A 22,755-nucleotide genomic window follows, 5' to 3' on the forward strand; every position below is an offset into this window, starting at 1 on the left:
GGCGCCGAATACCTTCTGCCGGTGAAGGTGCGGACCGCCGCCTTCGTCGGTCAGGAGGGCTACTACACCGAGACCCACGCCATGGGCGTGGTGCGGGCAGGCGAGGTGATCCTTACGCCGCGGACGACGCCGTCCCGCTTCGAGGTGGGCGCCGGCTGGCGCTTCGGGACGGCGGCCGGGGAGATCGCCTACGCCATAACCGCGCGGACGCCGCAGGGCGAGCTGACCATCGCGGCGCAGGACGGCTCCGGCGAGACGCTGACGGCCTTTGGGGTCGGCGACCGGCTCGACCTGACCCGCGTCCGGGTGGCGGGGGACCGGCCGGACACCGGCGGCCTGACCCTGGCCTTCGATGCGTCGGGCGGGTTCAGCCTGTCCATGGACGGCGCTCCCGACCTGGTCACCGGCCGCACGGCCGTCGCGGGGTCGGGAAAGGCGGTGATGCTCAGCCTCATCCCGACCGAACCCGCCTGGGCCGCCGCCCGGCGGGTGGACGTTCGGTGCGAAGCGCAGGGTCGCGAGCTGCGCTTGATCACCACCATCGGCGCCTTGGCGCCTGCGAACGTTGCCCCCGGAGCCCCGCGCCGTTAGGTTGCCCGCCTTTCGCGCTGCCCCCCGGCTTTCCATGACCCTCTCCTTCGACGACATCCTCGCGGCCCGCGACCGGCTGCAGGGGCACATCGAGCGCACGCCGTGCCGCTATTCGCGGACCCTGTCGGAGATCACCGGCGCCGAGGTGTGGGTGAAGTTCGAGAACCTGCAGTTCACCGCCGCCTTCAAGGAGCGCGGCGCGCTGAACGCCCTGCTGCAGCTGGGCGAGAACGCCCGGCAGCGCGGGGTGATCGCCGCCTCGGCCGGCAACCACAGCCAGGGCCTGGCCTACCACGCCGCGCGCCTGGGCATCCCGGTGACCATCGTCATGCCCAAGGCCACGCCCTTCGTGAAGGTGCAGCAGACCCGCGCCCACGGCGCCGAGGTGGTGATCGAGGGCGAGGGCTACGACGAGGCCCAGGCCGCGGCCGGCCGGCTGTGCGACGAGCGGGAGCTGACCTTCGTCCACCCGTTCAACGATGCGGCGGTGATGGCCGGCCAGGGCACGGTGGCGCTGGAGATGCTGGAGGAGGTTCCCGAGCTCGAGGTGCTGCCGGTGCCGATCGGCGGCGGCGGGCTGATCGCCGGCATGGCGACCGCCGCCAAGCACATGAACAAGGACATCTCGATCGTCGGCGTGGAGCCGGCGATGTTCCCCTCCTTCACCGCCAAGATGCGCGGGGTGAATACGGCGACGACCTTGGGCGCCTCGACCATCGCCGAGGGCATCGCGGTCAAGCAGGTGGGCGACGAGAGCTATGCGATCGCCCGGCCGCTGATCGACGAGGTGCTGCTGATCGAGGAGCCGTTCTTCGAACGCGCCATCGCGCTGTACTGCAACGTGGAAAAGACCGTGGCGGAGGGGGCCGGGGCGGCCTCGCTGGCGGCCTTGCTGGCCTATCCGCGCAAGTTCCGCGGCAAGAAGTGCGGCCTGGTGGTCACCGGCGGCAATATCGACACGCGCCTGCTGGCCTCGGTGCTGACCCGCGAGCTGGTGCGCGAGCAGCGGCTGGTCTCGCTGCGGATCATCGGCGACGACCGGCCGGGCCTGCTGGCGACGGTCTCCGCGGTGATCGGCCGGATGGGCGCCAATATCATCGAGGTGGCGCACAACCGCCTGGCGCTGGACGTGCCGGCCAAGGGCGCCGAGTTCGACATCATGATCGAGACCCGCGACGCGCAGCACGCCCAGGAGGTGATGGATGCGCTGCGCGAGAGCGGCTATCCCCCCCGGGCCGTCTGAGGGACTGTTTGAAGCATGCGCAAGAGCCTGATCCTGCTGGCCGCCGCCCTGGCGCTGACCGCCTGCCACGGCCCGGCCCGGTCGGTCAGCAACACGACCCCCGCGGCCCAGGCCGAATCGAAACCGACGCCCGCGGGCCAGGCCTTCCTCGACAAGATGGCCCGGAAGCCCGGCGTCCACGCCCTGCCGAGCGGGCTGATGTACGAGGTGGTGCAATCCGGTCCGGCCGCCGGCTCGCGTCCGCAGAAGGGCGACGAGATCAAGGTCAACTACGAAGGCAGGCTGATCGACGGCCAGGTGTTCGACAGCTCCTACGAGCGCGGCCAGCCGGCGGCCATGCCGCTGGCCCGCCTGGTGCCGGCCTGGGAAGAGGCGCTGCCGCTGATGCGGCCGGGCGACGTCTGGATGCTCTATGTGCCGCCAAAGCTGGGCTATGGCGCCCAGGGGACGCCCGGCGGCGAGATCCCGCCGAACTCGGTGCTGATCTTCAAGATCGAGCTGATCGACTTCCTGCGCGCGCCGGGCAACGTCGCGAACGGATAGAGCGGCCCTCCCGTGTCATCCCGGTTTCGCGCAGCGAAGACCGGGATCCTCGGCTCCAGATGGTCGAAGGGAGTCGCGATGGGGCCGCTGCGGACCTGGCCACCGATCAGGCGTTGAGGGTCCCGGTCTTTGGCCTGCGGCCAAAACCGGGATGACAGGCTTGGGGGTTGCCGCTGGCGGGTCTATCTCATCGCCATGCCAGATCTCGCGACCGCCGCCGGACTGCTGAAGACGCTGGTGGGCTTCGACACCACCTCGCGCGGCTCCAACCTGGCGCTGGTCGAGTGGGTCGAGACCTACCTCGACGCCCTGGGCGCGCCGCATCGCCGCGTGCCCAACGCGGAGGGGACCAAGTCCAACCTGATCGCCACGCTGGGGCCCATGGTGGAGGGCGGCGTCGTGCTCTCCGGCCACACCGACGTGGTGCCGGTGGACGGCCAGCCCTGGTCGTCGGACCCGTTCACGGTCGTGCAGCGGGACGGGCGGCTCTATGGGCGCGGGACCTGCGACATGAAGGGGTTCATCGCGCTCGCCCTGGCCGCCGCGCCGGAGATCCTGGCGGTGAACCCGAAGAAGCCGGTGCATCTGGCCTTCTCCTATGACGAGGAGATCGGCTGCCTGGGCGCGCCGGCGATGATCGAGACCATCAGGCGCGAACTGCCCCGCCCGGCCCTGGTGGTGGTGGGCGAGCCCACCGACATGGAGGCGGTCTCGGGCCACAAGGGGATCATGACCTTCCACGTGACGGTGACCGGTCGCGAGGCGCATTCCAGCCAGACCCAGCAGGGGGTCTCGGCCAATATGGTCGCCGTCAAGCTGATGGCCGCGCTGGTGGCGCTGTCGGAAAAGCTGGAGCGGGAGGCCGATCCGGCCTCGCTGTTCACCCCCAAGGGCGCGACGCTGACCATCGGGGTGGTCCACGGCGGCACGGCGCACAACATCCTGGCCCGCGAATGCCACTTCCACTTCGACCTGCGCTGTCCGCCGGGCGTGGACGCCGAGGCGTTGCTCGGCGGTTTCTTCGACCTGGCCAAGGTGCTGGACGCCCAGGTGAAGGCGCGCGCGCCGGAGGCCGGCGTCACGGTCCGGCGGCATTCCAATGTGCCGGCCTTCGCCCCGGAGAAGGACGGCCTGGCCGAGGCGTTCGCGCGGCGGCTGGCCGGCGACAACGGGCCGGCGCGGGCGGTGTCCTACGCCGCCGAGGCCGGGCAGTTCCAGGGGGCGGGGTTCTCCACCGTGCTCTGCGGGCCGGGCTCGATCGCCCAGGCGCACCAGCCGGACGAATATGTCGAGGTGAGCCAGATGGAGCGCGGCGCGGCCTTCATGCGCCGGCTCAGCGAGTGGGCCGCCCAAGAGGTTTGAGCCGGCGAATGACCACGCGGCGCAGGAACAGGTCGAGCGGGTTCCAGGTCATGGCGCGGGCGATCTCGAGCGAGCCCGACTTGCGCCCGGCCTGGGTCGCGCGGCGCGCGGCGAACGCCTCGGGGAGGCCCGCCAGTCCGGCCTTCAGCCCCCGCCAGGGCGCCCCCAGCTCGCCGCGCGTGGCGTGGCGGGCGAACAGCAGGGCCGTGGTCGCCACGTGCAGCGGCGCGGTCAGCCAGAACAGCAGGGGCGGGGTGTCCTTCACGAACACCCAGAGCCGGTTGCGCGTGCCGTGGAAGACCGCGAAGTCGGAGCGCGGGCCGCCGGTGGAGGCCGAGCCCTCGTGGCGGACCACGGCGTCGGGGATCACCAGGGTGCGCTCGCCCACCAGCCGCAGGCGGTAGCCGAGGTCGACGTCCTCGCAGTAGCAGAACAGCCGCTCGTCGAAGCCGCCCATCCCCAGGAACAGTCGCCGGTCGATCAGCATGGCGCCGCCGCAGGCGCTGAACACCTCGCCGAGCTCGCGCCGGCCGGGGTCGCGGGCGCGGTAGCCGCCGCGGAACGGGAAGCCGGCGGCCGACATGACATCGCCCAGGCCGTCGAGCCGGGTGGGGTCCTGGGCCATCAGCTGGCGCGAGGCGAAGGCGCGGACGTCGGGGTAGGCGCGGGCGGCGTCCATCAGGCGGGCGAGCCAGTCCGGCTCGGCATAGGCGTCGGGATTGATCAGGGCGATCCAGCGGCCGCGCGCGGCGCGGACCCCGTCGTTGACGCCGCCGGCGAAGCCGCGGTTCTCGCGGTTGGCGATCAGGCGCAGGGCGGGATCGGCCGTGGCCGCCGCCTGGGCCGCGCCGTCGCTGGAGGCGTTGTCCACCAGGATCACCTCGAGGTCGCGGAAGGTCTGGGCCTTGAGGGCGGCGAGGCAGAGCTCCAGCGTCGGGCCACTCTGATAGGTCACCACCACCACGCTGACGGCCGGCGCAAGGGACTTGTCTTTAGGAGCCCGGCGGGCCATCCGAAGGCGTCTTCCCCTGTTCTGAGACGACATGACCACGATCACGCCGCTCGCGCTTCCCGAGGTCCTGCTTATCACGCCCAAGCGGCATGGCGATGCGCGGGGCTGGTTCGCCGAGACCTGGAGCGAGGCCGTCATGGCCAAGGCCGGGCTGACCCATTCCTTCGTGCAGGACAACCAGGCGTTCAACGCCAGGAAGGGCACCCTGCGCGGCCTGCACTTCCAGACCGCCCCGCACGCCCAGGGCAAGCTGGTGCGGGTGATCAAGGGCGCCATTTTCGACGTGGCCGTGGATCTACGGCGGGCGTCGCCCAGCTATGGCCGCTGGGTCGCCGCGACCCTCACCGCGAGCGGCGGCGGGCAGCTCTTCGTCCCCCGCGGCTTCGCCCATGGCTATGTGACGCTCGAGGACGACACCGAGCTGTTCTACAAGGTCGACGGCAAGTATGCGCCGGAGCTGGAAGGCGGGGTCGCCTGGAACGACCCGGACCTGGCCATCGCCTGGCCGTTCAACGGCGAGCCGTTGCTGTCGGAGAAGGACCGGGGGCTGCCCCGGCTGAACGAACTGGCTCCGCCGACGTTCTAGACCTAGAGGGCGATCCTCACCTCGCCGCCGGGTCCCCCGCCGAAAGCAGCCCATGAACCCCGACTACAAGCCCCCCACGCGGTTATCGACGGTGCTCCGCAGCGGCGGCCTCTACTGGGGCGGTCTCGCGGGGGTGGCGATCCTCGTCGGGCTGTACGCGATCGCCCACCTGTAGCCACTCGTCGCGGACGGCCGGCTCGGCCTCGAGTGGCAGACGCCGGGCCCGCAGGGCCTCGAACCGGTCCGCCGCCAGCAACCGCGACAGCGCCCAGACCGCAGCCCCCCGGACCAAAGGCGAGGGATCGTCGAGGCGTCGCTCAGCCTCCCCGGCGAGCGCGGGATCGCCCGAATTGCCGATGGCGTAGAGCACGTTGCGCACGAAGCGGTCGCGGCCGATGCGTTTCACCGGGCTCTTGCTGAAGAGGGTGCGGAACGCCGCATCGTCGAGGCCGGCAAGCTCGGCCAGCGCCGGGGCGCGCAGGGCGTCGCGGGCGTGCAGCTTCTGTTCGGCGGCCAGGCTGGCGAACTTGTTCCAGGGACAGACCGCCAGGCAGTCGTCGCAGCCGTAGATGCGGTTGCCGAGCGCCGCGCGGAATTCGCGCGGGATCGGCCCCTTCAGCTCGATGGTCAGGTAGGAGATGCAGCGCCGCGCGTCGAGCTGGTAGGGCGCGGGGAAGGCCTGGGTCGGACAGACGTCGAGGCAGGCCTGGCAGGTCCCGCAGGTGGTGGGCTCGACCGGGTCGGGGGTCAGCTCCAGCGTGGTCAGGATCGACCCCAGGAACAGCCAGGAGCCGAACTCGCGGGAGACCAGGTTGGTGTGCTTGCCCTGCCAGCCGAGGCCGGCGCGGGCGGCGAGCGGCTTTTCGAGGAGCGGCGCGGTGTCGACGAAGACCTTCAGCTCGCCGCCGAGGCGGCCCTGGAGCCAGCGGGCGAGCGCCTTCAGCCGGGCCTTGATCAGCTCGTGGTAGTCGTCGCCCTGGGCATAGACGCTGATCGCCGCCTTGGTCGGTTCCTGCAATATCGCCAGCGGATCGCCGCCCGGCCCGTAGTTCACGCCGAGCACGATGGCCGAGCGCGCCTCGCCCCACATGGCGCGGGGATGGGCGCGGCGCTCCGCGGGCTGCGCCATCCAGTCCATCTCGCCGTGACGGCCGTCGGCCACGTATTCCGCCAGCCGGTCGGCGGCCGGCCAGTCCCGCCCGGCGCCATCTGGAAGATCGGTGAAGCGGCAGACGTCGAAGCCGAGCGCCTGGGCCTGCGCGCGGATCAGGTCTTCGGGGGCTTCAGAAGTCGAGATCGTCATAGTGCCTGGCGGGGTTGAGACCCGGCCAGCGGTCCGTGAGCAGGGGCCGGAAGGCCGGCCGGGACTTCAGCTTCATGTACCAGGTCTTGGCCGCCGGAAAGTCGGCCCAGGGCACGTCGCCGAAGTAGTCGACGACCGACAGATGGGCCGCGGCCGCGAAATCGGCAAGCGACAGCCGCCGCCCGGCCAGCCATTCGCGTTCCTGCAGCAGGCCCTCGACATAGCCGAGGTGGGTCTTCAGGCCCTCGCGCCCGCGCCGCAGGTTGGCGAGGTCGGGCGCGCCCAGGCCCAGCAGGCGCTTCTCCATCTTCTCGTGCAGCAGGTAGCCGCCGGCCTCGTTCTCGAACTTGCGGTCGAACCAGGTGATCAGCCGCCGGGCCTCGGCGCGCTCGGCCGGCTCGCGGCCCAGCAGGTCGGGCTCCGGATGGGCCTCCTCCAGGTGGTCGAGGATGGCGCGGGCCTCGCAGAGCACCAGCCGCTCGGCGCCGTCGCCCTCCACCAGCACCGGGGTCATGCCGGAGGGATTGAGGGTGGTGAACTCCTTCGGACGCTCCCAATAGCGGACCTGGACCTCGGAGAAGGCCAACCGCTTCTCGCCCAGCGCCAGGCGCACCTGGCGCGAGGCGGGGTCGAGCGGGAAATGATGCAGGGTGCGGTCCTGGCTCATGTCCGGCGGGGGCTGGGCGGGAGACTCATCAAACGGAACAGACGCTTTTCCCCTTAAGCACCGGTTTACTTAACTTTTGAAGGCACAGCCGCGGGGTCAGGCCTCGGCGTGGTGGACCTCCGCGAAGGCCCCGCCGTGCGGTTCGGCGCGGCCGCGGGGATCGGCATGGATGATGATGTCCGCCGAGGGGAAAGCCGCCAGCACGCGCTTCTCGGCCGCGACGATCACCTGGTGGGCCGCCTCGAGCGTCAGCTGCGGGTCGAGGTCGATGTGCATCTGCATGTGCACGAAGGGGCCCGAGGCGCGGGTGCGCAGCTGGTGGACGTGGGTCAGCCGCGGATCGGCGGTCATCAGGGCGACGATGCGGGCGCGCTCCTCGTCAGGCAGCTCGCGGTCCATGAGTTGGCCGGAGGCCTCGCGGAACACGCCCACGGCGCCCCACAGCAGCAGGGCCGCGACGACCAGGGCGGCGGCGGCGTCGAGGCTGCCGCGGCCCAGCCAGACGGTGGCGGCTATGCCCAGCAAGGCGATGACGTTTGAGGCCAGGTCGGCGGCGTAGTGGGCCCGGTCGCCGGAGACCGCCACCGAGGCGGTCTGGCGCAGCACCCGGCCCTGGGCGGCGATCAGCAGGCCGGTGAGCAGGATGGAGACAACCATCGCCCCGATCGCCCAGCCCTGGTTGGCGATCGGGTGCGGATGGATCAGGTCGCCGATCGCCTCGCGGCCGATCAGGGCGGCCGAGGCGAACACCAGGCCCGCCTGCATGAGGCTGGCGAAGGCCTCGGCCTTGCCATGGCCGAAGCGGTGCTCCTGGTCGGGCGGGGCGACGGCGTAGCGGACGGCGAAGAAGGTGCCGAGGGAGGCGATCAGGTCCAGGCCGCTGTCGGCCATGGAGGCCAGCAGCGCCACCGAGCCCGAGACCAGCCAGACCGCGAGCTTCAGGGCCACCAGGATGGCGGCGGTGGAGACCGAGAACAGGGTCACCCGCCGGGTCAGGGCGGAACTTTCCTTCGCGGTGAGGCCGTGGGTGTCCATCGCGCCGGAAACTAGCCGGGATGGCGCCGCGCGCCAGCGCGAACGACTCTCAGCTTCCTTTCCCGCGACGCGGGAAGGGAAGCGCCTAGGCCGCGACCTTGGGCATGGGGCCGACGTAGACCGACTGCGGGCGGATCAGGCGGCCGCCGGCCAGCTGTTCGCGGGCGTGGGCGATCCAGCCCGCGACCCGGCCCATGGCGAAGACGCAGGTGAAGGCCGACGGCGGGAAGGCCAGCGCCTCCAGCAGCAGCGCCGTGTAGAATTCGACATTGGTGTCGAGGGCGCGGTCGGGCTTGCGTTCCTTGAGAATGGCCAGCGCCGCCTGCTCGACGGCCTCGGCGAAGGCCAGGCGGCCCGGCAGCACATTGGAGCCCTCGCCCAGGCGGCGGACGGCCTTCTTCAGCGCATCGGCGCGCGGGTCGCGCACCCGGTAAACCCGGTGGCCGAAGCCCATCAGCCGGTCGCCGCGGGCCAGCGCCTGCTCGATCCAGGGCTTGGCGTTCTCGGGTGTCCCGATGCCGTCCAGCATGTCGATGATCGGGCCCGGCGCGCCGCCGTGCAGCGGCCCCTTCAGGGCGCTGATCCCGCCGAGCACGGCCGAGCCGAGGCCCGCCCGCGTCGAGGCGATCACCCGGGCCGCGAAGGTCGAGGCGTTGAGGCCGTGGTCGCTGACCGTCACCAGGTAGGTGTCCAGCGCCTGCGCTTCGGCCTGGCTGGGCGGCCGGCCCTTGACCATCCGCAGGATGTCGGCGGCGTGGCTCAGGGTCGGATCGGGGCGCACCGGCGCCTCGCCCGCCTGGCCGCGGACCACGGCGGCGGTGAACACGGCCGGGGCGGCCATCAGGCGGAAGGCGACGTCGGCGCTATCGCCGTCGGCCAGCCGGGCGGTGAGCGCGCGCATGGCCTCGATGGGGCTGAGCGCCAGGAGGCCGGTGTCGAGGGCCGAGACCTCGGCGAACACCTCGGCGCGGGCGGCGCCCAACGCAGGGCCGAAGTCGCTGGGCAGGCCGTCGAAGAAGCCGCCCCAGAGCAGCCGGGCCACGTCCTCGTAGGAGGCGCGGCCGGCGAGGTCGTCCAGCGAGCGGCCGCGGATGATCAGGCGGCCGGCCTGGCCGTCGACCTCGGACAGCACGGTTTCGGCGGCGACGACGTCTTCCAGACCGTCGGACACAGGCATGGGGCTTCTCCACTCTTGCTGCGGTGCAGATTTACCTTCAGAGTGACATCGTCAATCTTGATCAATGTAATCAATATATGCCTCAGAGAGACTGGATCGCGGCGGAGGAGGCCAGGGCCCGGCTCGGGGTGCGGCCGCAGACCCTCTATGCCTATGTGAGCCGCGGCCGGGTGCAGGTGCGCCCCGACCCCGGCGACCCGCGGCGCAGCCTCTATCGGGCCGCCGACATCGCGGCCCTGACGCAACGCAAGTCGCGCAGCCGCAAGGTCTCCGATGTGGCGGCGGGGGCGATCTCCTGGGGCGAGCCGGTGCTGGCCTCGGAGATCACCACGGTGGCGGGCGGGCGGCTGTTCTACCGCGGCCGCGATGCGATCAAGCTGGCGGAAACCGAGACCCTGGAGAGCGTCGCGCGCCTGCTGCGCGGCGGTCACGGCGCGGCCCTGAAGCGGACCGAGCGGCCGAACCCGCTGCCGGCGCCCGACATGCGCACGCGCGGCTTCCTGGCGCTGGCGGCGCGCGCCGGGGTCGATCCGCCGGCCCGGGGACGCCATCCGCTGGCGCTGGCGGTCGAGGCCGCGACCCTGCTCGACGTGCTGACCGACGCCATCGCCGGCGAGGTGGGCGGCGGCGCGATCCACAACCGCCTGGCGCTGGCCTGGGGAGTCGGGCCCGGCGGCGCGGGCGCGGACCTGATCCGGCGGTGCCTGGTGCTGGTGGCCGACCACGAGCTCAATGCCTCGGCCTTCGCCGCGCGGGTGGCGGCCTCGACGGGGGCCTCGCTGTCGGCCGCGGCCCTGGCGGGGCTCGCGACCCTCACCGGACCTCGGCACGGGATGGCGACGGCGGCGGTCAGGACCTTCACCGCCGAGGCCGCCCAGCTTGGCCCGCCCCAGGCGATCGCCAACCGGCTGGCCGAGGACCGCGCCCTGCCGGGGTTCGGCCACATGCTCTATCCGGACGGCGACCCGCGGGCCGCGGCGCTGCTGGAGCGGTTCGTCCCGCCGCCGGAGCTCGCGGCGCTGCAGGAGGCGGTGCGGCGGGAAACCGGCCTCGGGCCCAATGTCGATTTCACCCTGGTGGCGGCCTGTGAGGCCATGGGCCTGGCCCAGGACGCGCCCTTCGCCCTGTTCGCGGTGGCCCGCTGCGCCGGCTGGATCGCCCACGCCATCGAGCAGGGCCAGAGCGACGCCCTGATCCGGCCCCGCGCGCGCTATGTCGGCCCGGAGCCCGAGTTCAGCTGAGCGGCCGGCCCTATCGGCTGGAGAGGACGAAGGTGTTGCCGTCGGGATCGCGGAACCGCGCGAAGGTCCCCCAGGGCTGCTTTTCCGGCGGGCCGGTGAACTCGACGCCGCGCTTCACGAGTTGCTCGTAGCTGTAGTCGACGTCATCGCAGCCGAACGAGCCGTTGAAGAAGGTCCCGATGCGGTCCTCGTGCCCTTCCGGGGTGAAGAGCACGATGGCCGTCTGGGCGCCGGGGATGGTCAGCTCGATCCACCGCTGGTTGGGGCCCATAGGCTGGTCGGTGGCGACCTTGAACCCCATTGTCTCGGTCCAGAACGCCAGCGCGCGGTCCTGATCCCGCGTCGGGATACTCGCGAAGTTGAGCTTCTTGATCACGGCGGTCTCGTCCCTTGCATCGATAGCTTCCGGTTAAGGCCCCGCCTTGCCAAGGTGAAGCTACGTAGTGATTGCTATAGCAATGAAGACTAGACCCCATGTGCTGGACGGCTACGTCATCGACTCGCTGATGCGCGACCTGGTGGGCCACGACCGCCGCCCTTCGGCCTTCCTGGCCTACCTGACCATCGCGGTCGCGGCGGACGGCGGGCGCGCCTCGTTGAGCCTGGCGCAGCTGGCCGAACAGACCGGCCTGTCGAAGCGCGGCGTGCAGATCGCCGTGCGGCACCTCGCCGGGCGCGGCCTGATCAGGATCACCAAGGACGGGTTGACCGAGGCGCCGCGCTACGAGGCCCTGCGCCCCTGGCGGCGGGAGGCCGGGGGCTAGCGGCGGGGCGCGGGCGATCGCGGCTTTGCGGTCAACCTCTTGTTCATCATATTGCCGCCCACCTCGGCCATTGCCGTTTTGGGGAGAGCGCCATGCTGCCGGACTGGATCAACGCCACCATCATGGGCGTCGTCGAAGGCCTGACCGAGTTCATCCCGGTCTCGTCGACCGGCATGCTGCTCTTGACCAAGAAGCTGCTCGGCCTGCCCGACGGCTTCTGGGACACCTTCACGGTGCTGATCCAGCTCGGCGCGATCCTGGCGGTGGTGGTGCTCTACTTCCAGCGGCTGTGGAACGTGGTGCTGCGCATCCCGGGCGATCCGCAGGCCCGGCGGTTCGTGCTCAGCGTGCTGATAGCCTTCCTGCCGGCCGCCATCCTGGGCGCGCTGTTCCACGACTATATCAAGGCCATCCTGTTCGACAGCCCGACCGCCCAGTGCATCGCCCTGATCGTCGGCGGGGTGATCCTGCTGTTCATCGACCGGGTGGTCCCGGCGCCGACCCGCCACGACCCGATGAAGCTGCCGCTCGGCACGTCGCTGGCCATCGGGCTGTTCCAGTGCCTGGCGCTGATCCCGGGCACCTCGCGCTCGGGCGCCACCATCGTGGGCTCCATGCTGATGGGCGTGGAGAAGAAGGCGGCCGCGGAGTTCTCCTTCTTCCTGGCCATCCCGATCATGGCCGGCGCCTTCGTGCTGGACGCCTTCAAGAACCGCCACGAGCTGGCGACGGTGAAGGGCGAGATCCCGCTGATCGCGATCGGATTCGGGGTGTCGTTCGTGGTCGCCCTGGTGGTGATCCGGGCGATGCTGGCGATCCTCACCAAGCGCGGCCTGGCGCCGTTCGGCATCTTCCGCATCGCGGTCGGGGCGCTCGGCCTGGTGATGCTGTCGCGGGCCTAGGAGGGTCTAACCGCCCTCGCCGGTCGCCAGCCAGCGGGCGCATTCGGGACCCAGCTTCTCGATGGCCATGGCCTCGTAGGCGCGGCTCTCCTCTGGCGTCAGCACATCCTTCCAGCGGCCGTTGACGCCCTTGTTGATGAAGGTGTCGCCGCCGTTCTCCCAGGGGAAGCCGCCCATCGGGGCGTAGAGGTCGGCGTGGGCCTTCATGAAGTCGAAGCTGCAGTGCTCGACGATCTCCGGCCATTTGGCCTCAGGCACGTCGATGTCCAGGAAGGCGGCGATCTCGCGCGTCTGGCCGGGCAGGTCGGCCTTGAGCTTCGCGAAGTGCACCAGCTTGACGTTGGGCAGGTTGCGCAGCGCCCACCAGCTCGCGGTGTTCTCCCAGAACGGCCACATGGGATAGCCGTCCTGCTCGAGCCAGGTCTTGAAGTAGCTGCGGATGTCGGGGTCGGGCCGGGGCAGGGGCGGGCCGACGCGTCCCGGCGTGTCGTTCAGGAGGGCGTAGGCCTCGTCCCTGAAGCCCGTGTGGTGGTTGTAGAAGCTCCAGACCACGTCGCGACCGTCGCGGGCCACGTAGAGGTACTTGGCCTTCGGCGACATGACCAGGGCGTCGGCCGGCAGGTGGGTCTTGAGGATGCGGCGGTGGGTCTGGGCGCGGACCTCTTCGCGCACCTCCGGCGGGATGATCCGCATGTCCCACCACGGCGAGATCGCATGGACCGGCACGGTGGGGTCGCCCTGGAAGACCAGCTGGGTGACGATCTGCTGGGTCCAGGTGGTGCCGGACTTGCCGTAGGTCGAGACGATGATGTCGTCGTCGCGGAACGCGAAATCGTTCCAGACCGTGGAATCCATGTGGTGGTTCTGAAACTCGCGGACCTTCCGCGGCCAGTTCGCAACCATGTCGCTCATACCCAAGCCTCCCTGACAGACTTGAGCATGTACTGGCGTTCCGCGGGTTTGGATGCGGCTAGACGGCCAGGGCGCGGTCTTCCTGGTCGGCGTACTGGCCGCCCTTGCGATAGCGGTAGAGGTAGGTGGGCAGCACCGCTTCCAGCGTGGTCGGCGTGATCCCGAGCTCGGCCAGGCCCGGATAGGCGCCGCAGACGACGTTGTCGCTGCGCAGCAGCGCCACCTGATCGGCGGTGATCGGCGGCGTCACGACGAAGGACCCGAGGTCGCCCAGGGCGCCCAGCACCTCGGCCGCGACGAAGGGGATGGGCAGCAGGAGGCGATGGCGGTCGATCTCCTGAAGCATCAGCTCCATCAGCTGGCGGAAGCTGAGGACGGCGGGGCCGCCCAGCTCGTAGGTCTGGCCGGCGGCCTCGGGGCGGGTGACGGCGTAGGTCACGGCGCGGGCCACGTCGCCCGCGAACACCGGCTGGAAGCGGGTGTGGCCGCCGCCGATCAGCGGCAGGAAGGGGCTGACCTGGGCCATGGCGGCGAACTTGTTGAAGAAGCGATCTTCAGCGCCGAACACGATGGAGGGCCGCACGATCACCGCGTCGGCGTAGATCTCGCGCGCCGCGACCTCGCCCTCGGCCTTGGTGCGGGCGTACTTCGAGGCGGCGTCGAGATCGGCGCCCAGGGCCGACATCTGCACCAGGCGCTCAACGCCCTCGGCGCGGGCGGCGGCGGCGACGTTGCGGGCGCCCATGGCGTGGACGGCCTGGAAGCCCTGGCGGCCCTTCTCGTGCAGCAGGCCCACCAGGTTCAGCGCCGCGCTCGCCCCGTCCAGCGCCCGGCGGATGGAGGCCTCGTTGCGGATATTGGCCTGCACCACGTCGATCTGGCCCACGTCGCCGTGCAGGCGCATGGCGTAGGCGAGGTTGGGCTGGCGCACCGCCACCCGGATCCGCCATCCGGCCTTGGCCAGCTGGCGCACGGCCTGGCTGCCGATGAAGCCCGATCCGCCGAAGACGGTGACTAGATTCTGCATGGGTGCGCCGGGGCCGTTCCGCTGGGCTGAGGAGCATGGCGATAGACGATGCGGCCCAGCGCCGCAATGCGGTGTGCGCGCGCCGTCAGTGGCGCCGTTGACCGACGGGGGCGCGACCTTTAAGGAAGCCGGCTCGCGCGATCCGACGGGTCGGGCCCAGGTGGCGGAATTGGTAGACGCGCTGGCTTCAGGTGCCAGTGGCTTAACGGCCGTGAAGGTTCGAGTCCTTTCCTGGGCACCATCGGATGGCCGGCCATGTCCGCCGGCGCTTCCCCGCGAGCCCTCGCGCTCCCTATAGTGGGGGCCAGATCGCCCGGAGCGCGGAGCCGCCGTGACCACCTTCCTGCATGACGGAGACCTCCCCGAGGGCGCCCTGGCCGGCGCGAGCGCGGTGGCTGTCGATTCGGAGACCATGGGCCTGAGGCTCGGACGCGATCCGCTTTGCGTGGTGCAGCTGTCGGCGGGCGACGGGGATGCCCATGTGGTGCGGCTGTCGCGCCCCGGCTACGACGCGCCCAACCTGAAGCGGCTCCTGACCGACCCGGGCGTCCTGAAGCTGTTCCACTTCGGCCGCTTCGACATCGCCATGTTCCACCTGCACCTGGGCGTGGTCACCGGGCCGGTCTACTGCACCAAGATCGCCTCGAAGATCGCGCGCACCTACACCGATCGCCACGGGCTGAAGGACGTGGTCAAGGAGCTGTTGGGCGTCGACCTCTCCAAGGCGCAGCAGAGCTCCGACTGGGGCGCGGCCCAGCTCAGCGAGGACCAGGTCGCCTATGCCGCCTCCGACGTGCTGCACCTGCATGCGCTGAGGGCCCGGCTGGACGAGATGCTGGTCCGCGAGGGCCGCGACGGCCTGGCCCGCGCCTGTTTCGACTTCCTGCCGAACCGCGCCCTGCTGGACGTGGCGGGGTGGGAAGACATCGACATCTTCGCCCATAGCTGACCCGCCATGACCGCCCAGTCGGCCCCCACCGCCGCCGTCCTGCGAGGCCGCAACATCGAGCGGTGGCGCCGCCGCTCGCGGATCATCCGGGTGCTCAGGGTCGTCGGCCCCACGCTGATCGTGCTGATCCTGGCGGGGCTCGGCGCCTCGATCGCCTACAACGCCATGAAACCCACCGTCGAGCCGGCGCAGGAGGCGAACCAGCCGATCCGCCTGATCAACCCCCGCTTCGTGGGCCGCGACGCGCGCGGGCGGGCCTTCGTGGTCACCGCCGCCAGCGCCACCCGCGATCCGCAGGAATACCAGAAGGTCTATCTCGACCGCCCGGCCCTGGTGCTGGACGAGCAGGGCTCCGACCCGACGCGGATCGTGTCCGCCAAGGGCGTCTTCCATGAGCAGACCGGAAAGCTGGAGCTGAGCGGCGGGCTGCGCATGTCATCCTCCCAGGGCACCCTGGAGACCGCCGAATCGAAGTTCGACACCAAGACCGGAGACCTGGTCGGTTCAGGCCCGGTTCACGGGTCCGGGCCTCTTGGAGATATCGATGCGACGTCCTATGGCGTCTATGAAAAGGGCGACCACATGGTCTTCCAGGGCCGCGCCCACGCGCGGTTCTATCCGAAGAAGTAGCGCCCGCTGCGCGATCCTGCTGGAATGAGCCGATGAAGAGCCTGCTGACCACCCTGACCGCGACGCTCGCGCTGGGCCTCGCCGCCGCCGCCGGGCCGGTGGCCGCCCAGCTGTCGCAGAACAACAAGGCGCCGGTGGACGTGACGGGCGACCACAACGACGTCTTCAACGAGCAGTGCCTCTCGGTGTGGACCGGCAGCGTCGAGGCCCTGCAGGACAATGCGCGGCTGCGGACCGACACCCTGAAGATCTTCATGGCCAAGAAGGCCAAGGCCGGCAGCGCCAGCGGCGCGTGCGGCGACCTCGATCGCATCGAGGCGCTGGGTTCGGTCTATTACATGACGCCCGAGCAGCGGGTGCATGGCAACGCCGCGGTCTATGAGGCGCAAAGCACCACCTTGACGGTCACCGGCGACGTCACGGCCGTGCGCGACAAGAACGTGATGCGCGGCGAGCGCATGGTGATCAACACCCAGACCGGCGAAGGCCACATGGTCGGCGTCAACACCGGCCGCAACCAGCCCAACCGCGTGCGCGGCGTCTTCTATCCCAACCAGTCGGACAACCCGGACGCTGGCGCGGCCAAGCCGGCCGCCGGCAAGCCTCGGTGATCCCTTGAAGCAGGACCGCCTCGCAAGCCTGCCCGGCCTCGCGGGCGAGGGCCTGGTCGTCGACAACGTCGGCAAGTCGTTCCGCGGCCGCAGCGTGGTCAAGGGCGTCTCGCTGCGCCTGCGCCGCGGCGAGGTGGCGGGCCTGCTCGGCCCGAACGGGGCGGGCAAGACCACCTGTTTCTACATGATCACCGGCCTGATCCCGGCCGACTACGGCGCGATCTACCTCGACGGGGAGAACATCACCGAGCTGCCCATGTACCAGCGCGCCCGGATGGGGGTCGGCTATCTGCCGCAGGAGACCTCGATCTTCCGCGGCATGACGGTGGGCGAGAACGTGATGGCGGTGGTCGAGCTGCGCGAGCGCGACCGCAAGAAGGCGCGCACCCTGGTCACCGAGCTCCTGGAAGAGCTGCACATCGAGCACCTGCGCAACGCGCCGGCCAATTCGCTGTCGGGCGGCGAGCGGCGGCGGGTGGAGATCGCCCGCGCCCTGGCGTCCGAGCCGGCGTTCATGCTGCTGGACGAACCCTTCGCCGGGATCGATCCCCTGGCCATCGCCGACATCCGCGAGGTGATCACCTATCTGAAGGCGCGCGGCATCGGCATCCTGATCACCGACCACAATGTGCGCGAGACGCTGGACATCATCGACCGCGCCTCGATCATCCACGCCGGGGAGGTGCTGTTCGAGGGCCGTCCCGACGAGATCGTCGACGACCCGGAAGTGCGCCGGGTCTATCTGGGCGACCGCTTCACCTGACGACCGAGCTGATGGCCGAGATGACGACGATCGCCCGACGAACCCTGCTCCTCGCCGCCGTCGCGGCCGTCATGGCGGGGCCCGCGTCCGCGGCCGACAAGCTGGTCGACCTGAAGAAGGCGTTCCCCTACCTGGAGACCTTCCTGAAGCTGCCGGCCGCCGAGCGCAGCCATTTCACCCCGAGCTATGTCTTCCGCCAGGACGGCCGGCCCGTCACCTTGGCCATGTGGATCGTCGAGGGCGGGATGCGCACGCCCCTGACCCTGGTCGAGGGCCGCGTCCAGCGGCTGCCGACGCTCGCCCAGCTGGAGGGCGCCAAGCTGCTGATCGCGACGGACCAGAAGGTGACGTTCAACGTGGTGATGGACGTCGTGCCCACGGCCCCGCCCGCCGCCGAGATGGACGCCCGCGACCTGGCTGTCGCGGTGGTCCAGGCCGCGGCTGGGGTGCGCAAGGTCGCCGGGCCGATGGCTTTCATGGCCCCCAAGATCACCGAGGCCTTGTTCCACGGCGCCAGCGGCGGCGAGGTGCGTTTCGCCGATGGACGCCGCGCGCCGCTGCCGCTGGAAAAGGGCGTGCCGGTGTTCAACCCCGCGAAGACGCAAGGCGCCGTGGCCGTGCGCTTTGCGAGGCCGCCCGCCTGGGTCGAACTGAACTAGCTCATTCCGCCGCGGCCTTGTGCGCGGCGCGCATGCGTTCGCCCTCGGCCATGGCGTGCTTGTGCCACTTCGCCCTGAGGCTTGCGGGACGGTCGGGATAGCGGTCGTCGAGGAATTCGACGGTGGCGACCCGGTCGGTGCGGAAGCTGCGGAAGTCCTGGCGCAGCTCGCACCAGGTCATCAACAGGCGCACGGCCTCGTGGTAGCCGATGGCGAAGGGCCAGACGATGCGCTCGGTCTCCCGCTCCTGCTCGTCGCGATAGACCAGGCGGATCTTGCGGCCGGTGTGGATCGCGCGGCGCGCGGCGCCCATGTCGAGCCGGTCCGGCATGCTGCGGTAGTTGGGCACGGCGCGGGTGGCGGGCTCCAGCACCAGGGGGCGCAGGCGCTCCGGCACCGTCGCGCCGATCTTTGCGATCAGGTCCTGGGCGGCGCGAGCCAGTTCCGGATCGCCGCGGCTGGCGACCCATTGGGCGCCCAGGACGGCGGCCTCCACCTCCGGCTGGGTCAGCATCAGGGGCGGCAGGTCGAAGCCGTTGTCCAGCACGTAGCCGACCCCAGCCTCGCCGCGGATCGGCACCCGCTGTGCCGCGAGGTCGGCGATGTCGCGATAGACCGTGCGCTTGGACGTCTCCAGTTCGCCGGCGATCACCTCGGCGGTCACCGGCCCCCGGTGGCGCCGCAGGATCTGGATGATCTGGAACAGGCGGTCGGCGCGTCGCATGGTTTGGTCCCCTGCTGACACAATGCTGCCAGGAGGGGTTCGGCGCAAGCGGTGGTAAGCTGGGCCATGAGCGGGCGCGAGGCGAGCGCGGCGGGACGGGACGGCGACGGGCTCGCCGCGTCGCTGCGCGGGTTCGGCCCTCTCGGGCTGCTGGGGATCGTGGTGGTCATGCTGCCCGGCGGCCTGGTGGCGCCCGGCTTCTACACGATCCCGATCAGCGGGCTCCTGGTGCTGGCCTGGGCGGCGGCGTCGCGGACGCCGCTGAGCGAGCTGGGCTTCGCCAGGCCGAAGAGCTGGGCCGGCGTTCTGGCGCTCGGCGTGCTCGCGGGCGTGACCCTGAAGCTCGTCATGAAGGCGGCGGTCATGCCACTGCTCGGCGCGGATCCGGTGAACCAGGCCTACCACGTGCTGGCCCACAACCCCGCGGCGCTGCCGGGCGCGATCTTCAGCATGATCGTCGGCGCGGGGTTCGGCGAGGAGACGACCTTCCGCGGCTTCGGTTTCGAGCGGTTGGGAAAGCTGCTCGGCCTGCGCCCCGCCGCCAGGGCGGTCGCCGTGCTCGTCACTTCCGCCGCGTTCGCGGCGGGGCACTATGCGAACCAGGGCCTCGCCGGCGTCGAGCAGGCCGCGATCACCGGCCTCGTGTTCGGGACCCTGTTCGCGCTCACCGGCCGGCTCTGGCTGTCGATGATCGCCCACGCGGCCTTCGACCTGACGGCGCTGGCGATGATCTATTTCGACGTCGAGCGCCTGGTCGCGAAATCGCTGCTCGGCTGAAAAGCCGCCGCGGTTAACCAATCGGTGTGGGTTCGCCCTCTAGCCTCGCCGAGCAAGAAACAGGCCAGAGGGGACTTCCTTGGCGCTCAGCGCGCGGCTCGAGATCAGACAGGGGCAGGGGCTCGTCATCACGCCCCAGCTGCAGCAGGCGATCAAGCTGCTGCAGCTGTCGAACCTGGAGCTGGAAGCCTTCGTCGAGGCGGAGCTGGAGCGCAACCCGCTGCTGCAGCGCGACGAGCCGGAGGAGCCGGCCGCCGAGCCGCCGCCCGACGCGGTGGCGACCGAGGTCTCCGACGCGGCCGAGGCCGCCGCCGACATGGATGTCACCCACGACGAGGCCTCGCCCGGCGAGCACGCCACGGGTGACGCCCCGGAAGCGCCGGGCGCCGCCGACGCCGGCGGCTCGGTGGACTGGTCCAAGGCCGGCAAGGGCGGGTTCGACGGCGACCTCGACGGGCTGGAGGACAGCCTGAGCCGCGAGAAGACCCTGGCCGAGCACCTGCACGACCAGCTGGCGGTGGCCGGGCTGACGCCGAAGCAGATGGCGGTCGCCACCGTGCTGATCGATTCCGTCGACGAGGGCGGCTATCTGCGCATCGACCTCGGCGAGATCGCCGAGCGCCTGGGCTGCGACCTGGCGCTGGTGGAAGAGGTGCTGGGCGTGATCCACGGCTTCGAGCCGACCGGCGTCGGGGCTCGCGACCTGCGCGAATGCCTGATGCTGCAGCTGGTGGAGCGCGACCGCTTCGATCCGGCCATGGCCGCCCTGCTGGACAACCTGCAACTGCTCGCCAAGCGCGACATGACCGCGCTCAAGCGCGCCTGCGGGGTCGATGACGAGGACCTGCGCGAGATGGTGGCCGAGCTGAAGGCGCTGACGCCCAGGCCCGGCGCGGCGTTCGGCGGCGAGCCCTCCCAGCCGGTGGCGCCGGACGTATTCGTGAAGGAGGGCCTGGGCGGCGTCTGGCACGTGGAGCTGAACTCCGACACCCTGCCGCGCCTGCTGGTCGACCAGCGCTACCACGCCCAGGTGTCGAAGGCGGCCCGCTCCGATCAGGAGAAGGCCTTCGTGGCCGACTGCATGGCCCAGGCTAACTGGCTGGTGAAGAGCCTCGACCAGCGGGCCCGCACCATCCTGAAGGTCTCCTCCGAGATCGTGCGCCAGCAGGACGCCTTCCTGGCCTTCGGGGTCGAGCACCTGCGGCCGCTGAACCTGAAGACCGTGGCCGAGGCGATCGGCATGCACGAGTCGACGGTCAGCCGGGTGACCTCCAACAAATATATCGCCACGTCGCGGGGGCTGTTCGAGCTGAAGTTCTTCTTCACCTCGGCGATCCAGGCGACCGAGGGCGGCGAGGCGCACTCCGCCGAGAGCGTTCGCCACAAGATCCGCCTGCTGATCGAGGCCGAGGCCCGCGAGGAGGACGTCCACTCCGACGACCGGATCGTGGAAATCCTCAAGGAGGCCGGCGTCGACATCGCCCGGCGCACGGTCGCCAAGTACCGCGAGGCGATGCGCATCCCCTCGTCGGTGGAGCGGCGGCGCATGCTCAAGGCTGCGGTTTAGGCACGCACTTAAGCGTGTTCGGAAACGCCAAGCGGGACCGTTGACACCATCGGCGCCGCGGCGCGTTGATCACTCCATGCAAGTCCAAGTCACCGGCAAGCACGTCGACGTCGGCGAGGCCCTGCGCACGCGGGTCTCCGACGAAATCTCCAACAGCATCGAGAAGTATTTCGACCGCGGCGGCGGGGCCGACGTGGTGGTCACCAAGGAGGGCAACGCCTTCAAGGTCGACTGCGCGGTCACGCTGGCCAGCGGGGCCCAGCTCACCACCCACGGGGTGGGCGGCGACGCCCACATGGCCTTCGACGCCGCCCTGCAGAAGATGGAGACCCGGGTCCGCCGCTACTCGCGGCGCCTGAAAGATCACCATCTGCAGGCCCAGGCCCGGCAGGCGGAAACCGCGGCCTATTTCATCCTGCAACCCGTCGAGGACGAGGACGACTCGCTGGAGGACGGGGAGGAGATGAGCTTCCCGGAGCCGGTGGTGATCGCCGAGACCGAGAAGCCGATCCGCACCATGACCGTTGCGATGGCGGTCATGGAGCTGGACGTGACCGAATCTCAAACAATCGTGTTCCGAAACGCGGCGCATGGCGGATTTTCGGTGGTATATCGCCGGCCCGACGGAAATATCGGTTGGATCGACCCTGAACGCAGCCGCGCTGAGGGGGACGGGGCCAAGGGAACCACTGCGTCGCACTAGACGCTTGGGAGGCTCCGTTCTAAACGACCCCGCCCCGATGGGCAGGGCCCAGGTTGTGAGCTTTCGTTGACACAGATGAACATCGGCGACCTCGTGGACCGCAGCGCGATCTCCCTGCGGGTGAGCGCCGCCAACAAGCGCCAGGCCCTGGCGGTGATTTCCGAGATCGCCGCCCGCAACTTCGGCCTCGACGTCGGCGAGGTGCTGGACGCGCTCACCGAGCGCGAGCTGGCCGGCTCGACGGGTGTTGGCCATGGCGTGGCCGCCCCGCACGCCCGTATCGAGGGCCTGCAGCGCATGCGCACCGTCTTCGTGCGCCTGGAGCATCCGGTGGAGTTCGACGCGGTGGACGACCAGCCGGTCGACCTGCTGTTCGCCCTGTTCGCGCCCAAGGACGCCGGCGCGGAGCACCTGAGGGCCTTGGCCCGGGTGTCACGCCTGCTGCGCCAGGCCTCGGTGCGCGAGCGCCTGCGCCAGGCCCGCACGGCCGACGCCATCCACGCCATCCTGGTCCAGGAAAGCGAAGCGGCGCGCCCGAGCGCGGCCTAGGGCCTCCCAACGCGTGTCATCCCGGTTTCAGCCGCAGGCTGGAGACCGGGACCCCCTGCGCCGGATGGCGGAGGCGGATCTGCGGCGGCGAAGCCTTCGATTCAGTTTTCAGGGATCAGGCGATGAGGGTCCCGGTCTTTCGCGTGCGGCGAAAACCGGGATGACATCCCCTGGATGCGGCTAGTGGACCGAAACCGGCGCCAGTTCGTGGGCCAGGGCCGCGGCGACCGCGGAGTCGCGGTCGGTGAGGACGGCGAGGCGTTCGCCGTCGGCGCGGTGGACGGCATAGAGCGTCTGATTGGGATCGAGCTCGATCCCCTGGATCTGGGCCGAGGGGGTGCTCGCGATGATCTCGGCGGCCTTCACGGGCCGCACATAGACCAGCTGCGGGGCGCCAAGGGCCGCGAACGCTTCGGATGTCAAAACAGGTGTCATAAGACCACCTCCGGGAAACTGAA

27 protein-coding genes and 1 tRNA gene are annotated in these 22,755 nt (G+C 70.6%); 18 read left to right on the plus strand and 10 right to left on the minus strand.

What is annotated here, in order from left to right:
- The 4 genes from VGT80_RS17770 to argE all read left to right on the plus strand — a co-directional run.
- The coding region (locus VGT80_RS17770; protein WP_327457991.1) for a hypothetical protein at positions 1 to 591 on the plus strand (591 nt) is incomplete at its 5' end.
- Positions 592 to 625: 34 nt separating this feature from the next.
- Positions 626 to 1,834, plus strand: a complete 1,209-nt coding sequence (locus tag VGT80_RS17775) for a threonine ammonia-lyase (protein ID WP_327457992.1) — start codon at positions 626 to 628, stop codon at positions 1,832 to 1,834.
- A gap of 15 nt (positions 1,835 to 1,849) precedes the next feature.
- The gene (locus tag VGT80_RS17780) at positions 1,850 to 2,377 is read left to right on the plus strand and encodes an FKBP-type peptidyl-prolyl cis-trans isomerase (RefSeq protein WP_327457993.1); all 528 of its coding nucleotides are present in this window, start codon (positions 1,850 to 1,852) and stop codon (positions 2,375 to 2,377) included.
- A gap of 195 nt (positions 2,378 to 2,572) precedes the next feature.
- Entirely contained in the window at positions 2,573 to 3,739 is a 1,167-nt protein-coding gene (gene argE, locus VGT80_RS17785; protein ID WP_327457994.1) for an acetylornithine deacetylase, read from the plus strand.
- Here the strand turns inward: argE and VGT80_RS17790 are convergent.
- Positions 3,711 to 4,751: a glycosyltransferase family 2 protein gene (locus VGT80_RS17790; RefSeq protein ID WP_327457995.1), complete on the minus strand. Its 1,041-nt coding sequence runs from the start codon at positions 4,749 to 4,751 to the stop codon at positions 3,711 to 3,713. The genes argE and VGT80_RS17790 overlap by 29 nt on opposite strands.
- Positions 4,752 to 4,782: 31 nt before the next feature.
- Here VGT80_RS17790 and rfbC point away from each other — a divergent pair, with 31 nt between their 5' ends.
- Positions 4,783 to 5,337 carry a dTDP-4-dehydrorhamnose 3,5-epimerase gene (rfbC, locus tag VGT80_RS17795; protein ID WP_327457996.1) on the plus strand — a complete coding sequence of 185 codons (555 nt, stop codon included), beginning with the start codon at positions 4,783 to 4,785 and terminating at the stop codon, positions 5,335 to 5,337.
- An 82-nt stretch (positions 5,338 to 5,419) separates the two neighbouring features.
- On the opposite strand, the gene queG is transcribed toward rfbC, so the two are convergent.
- From queG to VGT80_RS17815, 4 genes are all read right to left on the minus strand, one after another.
- Positions 5,420 to 6,640: a tRNA epoxyqueuosine(34) reductase QueG gene (queG, locus tag VGT80_RS17800; protein ID WP_327457997.1), complete on the minus strand. Its 1,221-nt coding sequence runs from the start codon at positions 6,638 to 6,640 to the stop codon at positions 5,420 to 5,422.
- Positions 6,621 to 7,307 carry a glutathione S-transferase family protein gene (locus VGT80_RS17805; protein WP_327457998.1) on the minus strand — a complete coding sequence of 229 codons (687 nt, stop codon included), beginning with the start codon at positions 7,305 to 7,307 and terminating at the stop codon, positions 6,621 to 6,623. The genes queG and VGT80_RS17805 overlap by 20 nt, the downstream gene beginning before the upstream one ends.
- Before the next feature lie 96 nt (positions 7,308 to 7,403).
- Positions 7,404 to 8,342 carry a cation diffusion facilitator family transporter gene (locus VGT80_RS17810; protein ID WP_327457999.1) on the minus strand — a complete coding sequence of 313 codons (939 nt, stop codon included), beginning with the start codon at positions 8,340 to 8,342 and terminating at the stop codon, positions 7,404 to 7,406.
- A gap of 85 nt (positions 8,343 to 8,427) precedes the next feature.
- Positions 8,428 to 9,513, minus strand: coding sequence for a citrate synthase/methylcitrate synthase (locus VGT80_RS17815; RefSeq protein ID WP_327458067.1), 1,086 nt, complete (start codon positions 9,511 to 9,513; stop codon positions 8,428 to 8,430).
- Between the two features lie 83 nt (positions 9,514 to 9,596).
- Here VGT80_RS17815 and VGT80_RS17820 point away from each other — a divergent pair, with 83 nt between their 5' ends.
- Complete coding sequence (locus VGT80_RS17820; RefSeq protein WP_327458000.1) at positions 9,597 to 10,760, plus strand: citrate synthase; 1,164 nt, start codon at positions 9,597 to 9,599, stop codon at positions 10,758 to 10,760.
- Between the two features lie 10 nt (positions 10,761 to 10,770).
- Here VGT80_RS17820 and VGT80_RS17825 read toward each other — a convergent pair whose 3' ends face one another.
- Entirely contained in the window at positions 10,771 to 11,136 is a 366-nt protein-coding gene (locus VGT80_RS17825) for a VOC family protein (RefSeq protein WP_327458001.1), read from the minus strand.
- Between the two features lie 82 nt (positions 11,137 to 11,218).
- Here VGT80_RS17825 and VGT80_RS17830 point away from each other — a divergent pair, with 82 nt between their 5' ends.
- Positions 11,219 to 11,524, plus strand: a complete 306-nt coding sequence (locus VGT80_RS17830; protein ID WP_327458002.1) for a helix-turn-helix domain-containing protein — start codon at positions 11,219 to 11,221, stop codon at positions 11,522 to 11,524.
- A 95-nt stretch (positions 11,525 to 11,619) separates the two neighbouring features.
- Positions 11,620 to 12,426 (plus strand): undecaprenyl-diphosphate phosphatase, encoded by an 807-nt coding sequence (locus tag VGT80_RS17835; protein WP_327458068.1) that lies wholly within the window; start codon positions 11,620 to 11,622, stop codon positions 12,424 to 12,426.
- Positions 12,427 to 12,432: 6 nt separating this feature from the next.
- On the opposite strand, the gene VGT80_RS17840 is transcribed toward VGT80_RS17835, so the two are convergent.
- Together VGT80_RS17840 and VGT80_RS17845 are read right to left on the minus strand one after the other, a co-directional pair.
- Positions 12,433 to 13,338 carry a sulfotransferase domain-containing protein gene (locus VGT80_RS17840; protein WP_327458003.1) on the minus strand — a complete coding sequence of 302 codons (906 nt, stop codon included), beginning with the start codon at positions 13,336 to 13,338 and terminating at the stop codon, positions 12,433 to 12,435.
- Positions 13,339 to 13,396: 58 nt separating this feature from the next.
- Positions 13,397 to 14,365, minus strand: coding sequence for a complex I NDUFA9 subunit family protein (locus tag VGT80_RS17845; protein ID WP_327458004.1), 969 nt, complete (start codon positions 14,363 to 14,365; stop codon positions 13,397 to 13,399).
- A 154-nt stretch (positions 14,366 to 14,519) separates the two neighbouring features.
- On the opposite strand from VGT80_RS17845, the gene VGT80_RS17850 reads away from it, so the two are divergent.
- The 6 genes from VGT80_RS17850 to VGT80_RS17875 all read left to right on the plus strand — a co-directional run bounded on the left by VGT80_RS17850 (position 14,520) and on the right by VGT80_RS17875 (position 17,977).
- Positions 14,520 to 14,606, plus strand: a tRNA-Leu gene (locus VGT80_RS17850).
- 90 nt (positions 14,607 to 14,696) lie between these two features.
- Positions 14,697 to 15,314, plus strand: coding sequence for a ribonuclease D (locus tag VGT80_RS17855; protein WP_327458005.1), 618 nt, complete (start codon positions 14,697 to 14,699; stop codon positions 15,312 to 15,314).
- 6 nt (positions 15,315 to 15,320) lie between these two features.
- A complete protein-coding gene (gene lptC / locus VGT80_RS17860) occupies positions 15,321 to 15,944 on the plus strand; it encodes an LPS export ABC transporter periplasmic protein LptC (protein WP_327458006.1) in 624 nt (207 codons plus the stop codon).
- A gap of 32 nt (positions 15,945 to 15,976) precedes the next feature.
- Positions 15,977 to 16,555, plus strand: coding sequence for an LptA/OstA family protein (locus VGT80_RS17865; RefSeq protein WP_327458007.1), 579 nt, complete (start codon positions 15,977 to 15,979; stop codon positions 16,553 to 16,555).
- A 28-nt stretch (positions 16,556 to 16,583) separates the two neighbouring features.
- Positions 16,584 to 17,318: an LPS export ABC transporter ATP-binding protein gene (lptB, locus tag VGT80_RS17870; RefSeq protein ID WP_327458069.1), complete on the plus strand. Its 735-nt coding sequence runs from the start codon at positions 16,584 to 16,586 to the stop codon at positions 17,316 to 17,318.
- A gap of 11 nt (positions 17,319 to 17,329) precedes the next feature.
- Complete coding sequence (locus tag VGT80_RS17875) at positions 17,330 to 17,977, plus strand: hypothetical protein (protein ID WP_327458008.1); 648 nt, start codon at positions 17,330 to 17,332, stop codon at positions 17,975 to 17,977.
- Position 17,978: 1 nt separating this feature from the next.
- On the opposite strand, the gene VGT80_RS17880 is transcribed toward VGT80_RS17875, so the two are convergent.
- Complete coding sequence (locus tag VGT80_RS17880; protein WP_327458009.1) at positions 17,979 to 18,701, minus strand: YafY family protein; 723 nt, start codon at positions 18,699 to 18,701, stop codon at positions 17,979 to 17,981.
- A 66-nt stretch (positions 18,702 to 18,767) separates the two neighbouring features.
- Between VGT80_RS17880 and VGT80_RS17885 the strand changes: the two genes are divergently transcribed.
- From VGT80_RS17885 to ptsN, 4 genes are all read left to right on the plus strand, one after another.
- A complete protein-coding gene (locus tag VGT80_RS17885; RefSeq protein ID WP_327458010.1) occupies positions 18,768 to 19,478 on the plus strand; it encodes a type II CAAX endopeptidase family protein in 711 nt (236 codons plus the stop codon).
- 79 nt (positions 19,479 to 19,557) lie between these two features.
- Positions 19,558 to 21,045 (plus strand): RNA polymerase factor sigma-54, encoded by a 1,488-nt coding sequence (gene rpoN, locus VGT80_RS17890; protein WP_327458011.1) that lies wholly within the window; start codon positions 19,558 to 19,560, stop codon positions 21,043 to 21,045.
- Positions 21,046 to 21,121: 76 nt separating this feature from the next.
- A complete protein-coding gene (gene hpf, locus VGT80_RS17895) occupies positions 21,122 to 21,748 on the plus strand; it encodes a ribosome hibernation-promoting factor, HPF/YfiA family (protein WP_327458012.1) in 627 nt (208 codons plus the stop codon).
- 75 nt (positions 21,749 to 21,823) lie between these two features.
- On the plus strand, positions 21,824 to 22,297 hold the full coding sequence (gene ptsN / locus VGT80_RS17900) for a PTS IIA-like nitrogen regulatory protein PtsN (RefSeq protein ID WP_327458070.1): 474 nt from the start codon (positions 21,824 to 21,826) through the stop codon (positions 22,295 to 22,297).
- Between the two features lie 180 nt (positions 22,298 to 22,477).
- Here ptsN and VGT80_RS17905 read toward each other — a convergent pair whose 3' ends face one another.
- Positions 22,478 to 22,732: a DUF1150 domain-containing protein gene (locus VGT80_RS17905; protein ID WP_327458013.1), complete on the minus strand. Its 255-nt coding sequence runs from the start codon at positions 22,730 to 22,732 to the stop codon at positions 22,478 to 22,480.
- Positions 22,733 to 22,755 lie beyond the last annotated feature (23 nt).

The sequence above is a fragment of the Phenylobacterium sp. genome, from assembly GCF_035944335.1.
In the GTDB taxonomy this organism is placed as follows: domain Bacteria; phylum Pseudomonadota; class Alphaproteobacteria; order Caulobacterales; family Caulobacteraceae; genus Phenylobacterium.

Bases quoted from the DNA above. Each gene is read 5' to 3' on its own strand.
- VGT80_RS17775 (WP_327457992.1), top strand. From the start codon at position 626: ATGACCCTCTCCTTCGACGACATCCTCGCGGCCCGCGACCGGCTGCAG.
- VGT80_RS17780 (WP_327457993.1), top strand. From the start codon at position 1,850: ATGCGCAAGAGCCTGATCCTGCTGGCCGCCGCCCTGGCGCTGACCGCC.
- argE (WP_327457994.1), top strand. From the start codon at position 2,573: ATGCCAGATCTCGCGACCGCCGCCGGACTGCTGAAGACGCTGGTGGGC.
- VGT80_RS17790 (WP_327457995.1), bottom strand. From the start codon at position 4,751: ATGGCCCGCCGGGCTCCTAAAGACAAGTCCCTTGCGCCGGCCGTCAGC.
- rfbC (WP_327457996.1), top strand. From the start codon at position 4,783: ATGACCACGATCACGCCGCTCGCGCTTCCCGAGGTCCTGCTTATCACG.
- queG (WP_327457997.1), bottom strand. From the start codon at position 6,640: ATGACGATCTCGACTTCTGAAGCCCCCGAAGACCTGATCCGCGCGCAG.
- VGT80_RS17805 (WP_327457998.1), bottom strand. From the start codon at position 7,307: ATGAGCCAGGACCGCACCCTGCATCATTTCCCGCTCGACCCCGCCTCG.
- VGT80_RS17810 (WP_327457999.1), bottom strand. From the start codon at position 8,342: ATGGACACCCACGGCCTCACCGCGAAGGAAAGTTCCGCCCTGACCCGG.
- VGT80_RS17820 (WP_327458000.1), top strand. From the start codon at position 9,597: ATGCCTCAGAGAGACTGGATCGCGGCGGAGGAGGCCAGGGCCCGGCTC.
- VGT80_RS17830 (WP_327458002.1), top strand. From the start codon at position 11,219: ATGAAGACTAGACCCCATGTGCTGGACGGCTACGTCATCGACTCGCTG.
- VGT80_RS17840 (WP_327458003.1), bottom strand. From the start codon at position 13,338: ATGAGCGACATGGTTGCGAACTGGCCGCGGAAGGTCCGCGAGTTTCAG.
- VGT80_RS17845 (WP_327458004.1), bottom strand. From the start codon at position 14,365: ATGCAGAATCTAGTCACCGTCTTCGGCGGATCGGGCTTCATCGGCAGC.
- lptC (WP_327458006.1), top strand. From the start codon at position 15,321: ATGACCGCCCAGTCGGCCCCCACCGCCGCCGTCCTGCGAGGCCGCAAC.
- VGT80_RS17865 (WP_327458007.1), top strand. From the start codon at position 15,977: ATGAAGAGCCTGCTGACCACCCTGACCGCGACGCTCGCGCTGGGCCTC.
- VGT80_RS17875 (WP_327458008.1), top strand. From the start codon at position 17,330: ATGGCCGAGATGACGACGATCGCCCGACGAACCCTGCTCCTCGCCGCC.
- VGT80_RS17880 (WP_327458009.1), bottom strand. From the start codon at position 18,701: ATGCGACGCGCCGACCGCCTGTTCCAGATCATCCAGATCCTGCGGCGC.
- VGT80_RS17885 (WP_327458010.1), top strand. From the start codon at position 18,768: ATGAGCGGGCGCGAGGCGAGCGCGGCGGGACGGGACGGCGACGGGCTC.
- hpf (WP_327458012.1), top strand. From the start codon at position 21,122: ATGCAAGTCCAAGTCACCGGCAAGCACGTCGACGTCGGCGAGGCCCTG.
- ptsN (WP_327458070.1), top strand. From the start codon at position 21,824: ATGAACATCGGCGACCTCGTGGACCGCAGCGCGATCTCCCTGCGGGTG.
- VGT80_RS17905 (WP_327458013.1), bottom strand. From the start codon at position 22,732: ATGACACCTGTTTTGACATCCGAAGCGTTCGCGGCCCTTGGCGCCCCG.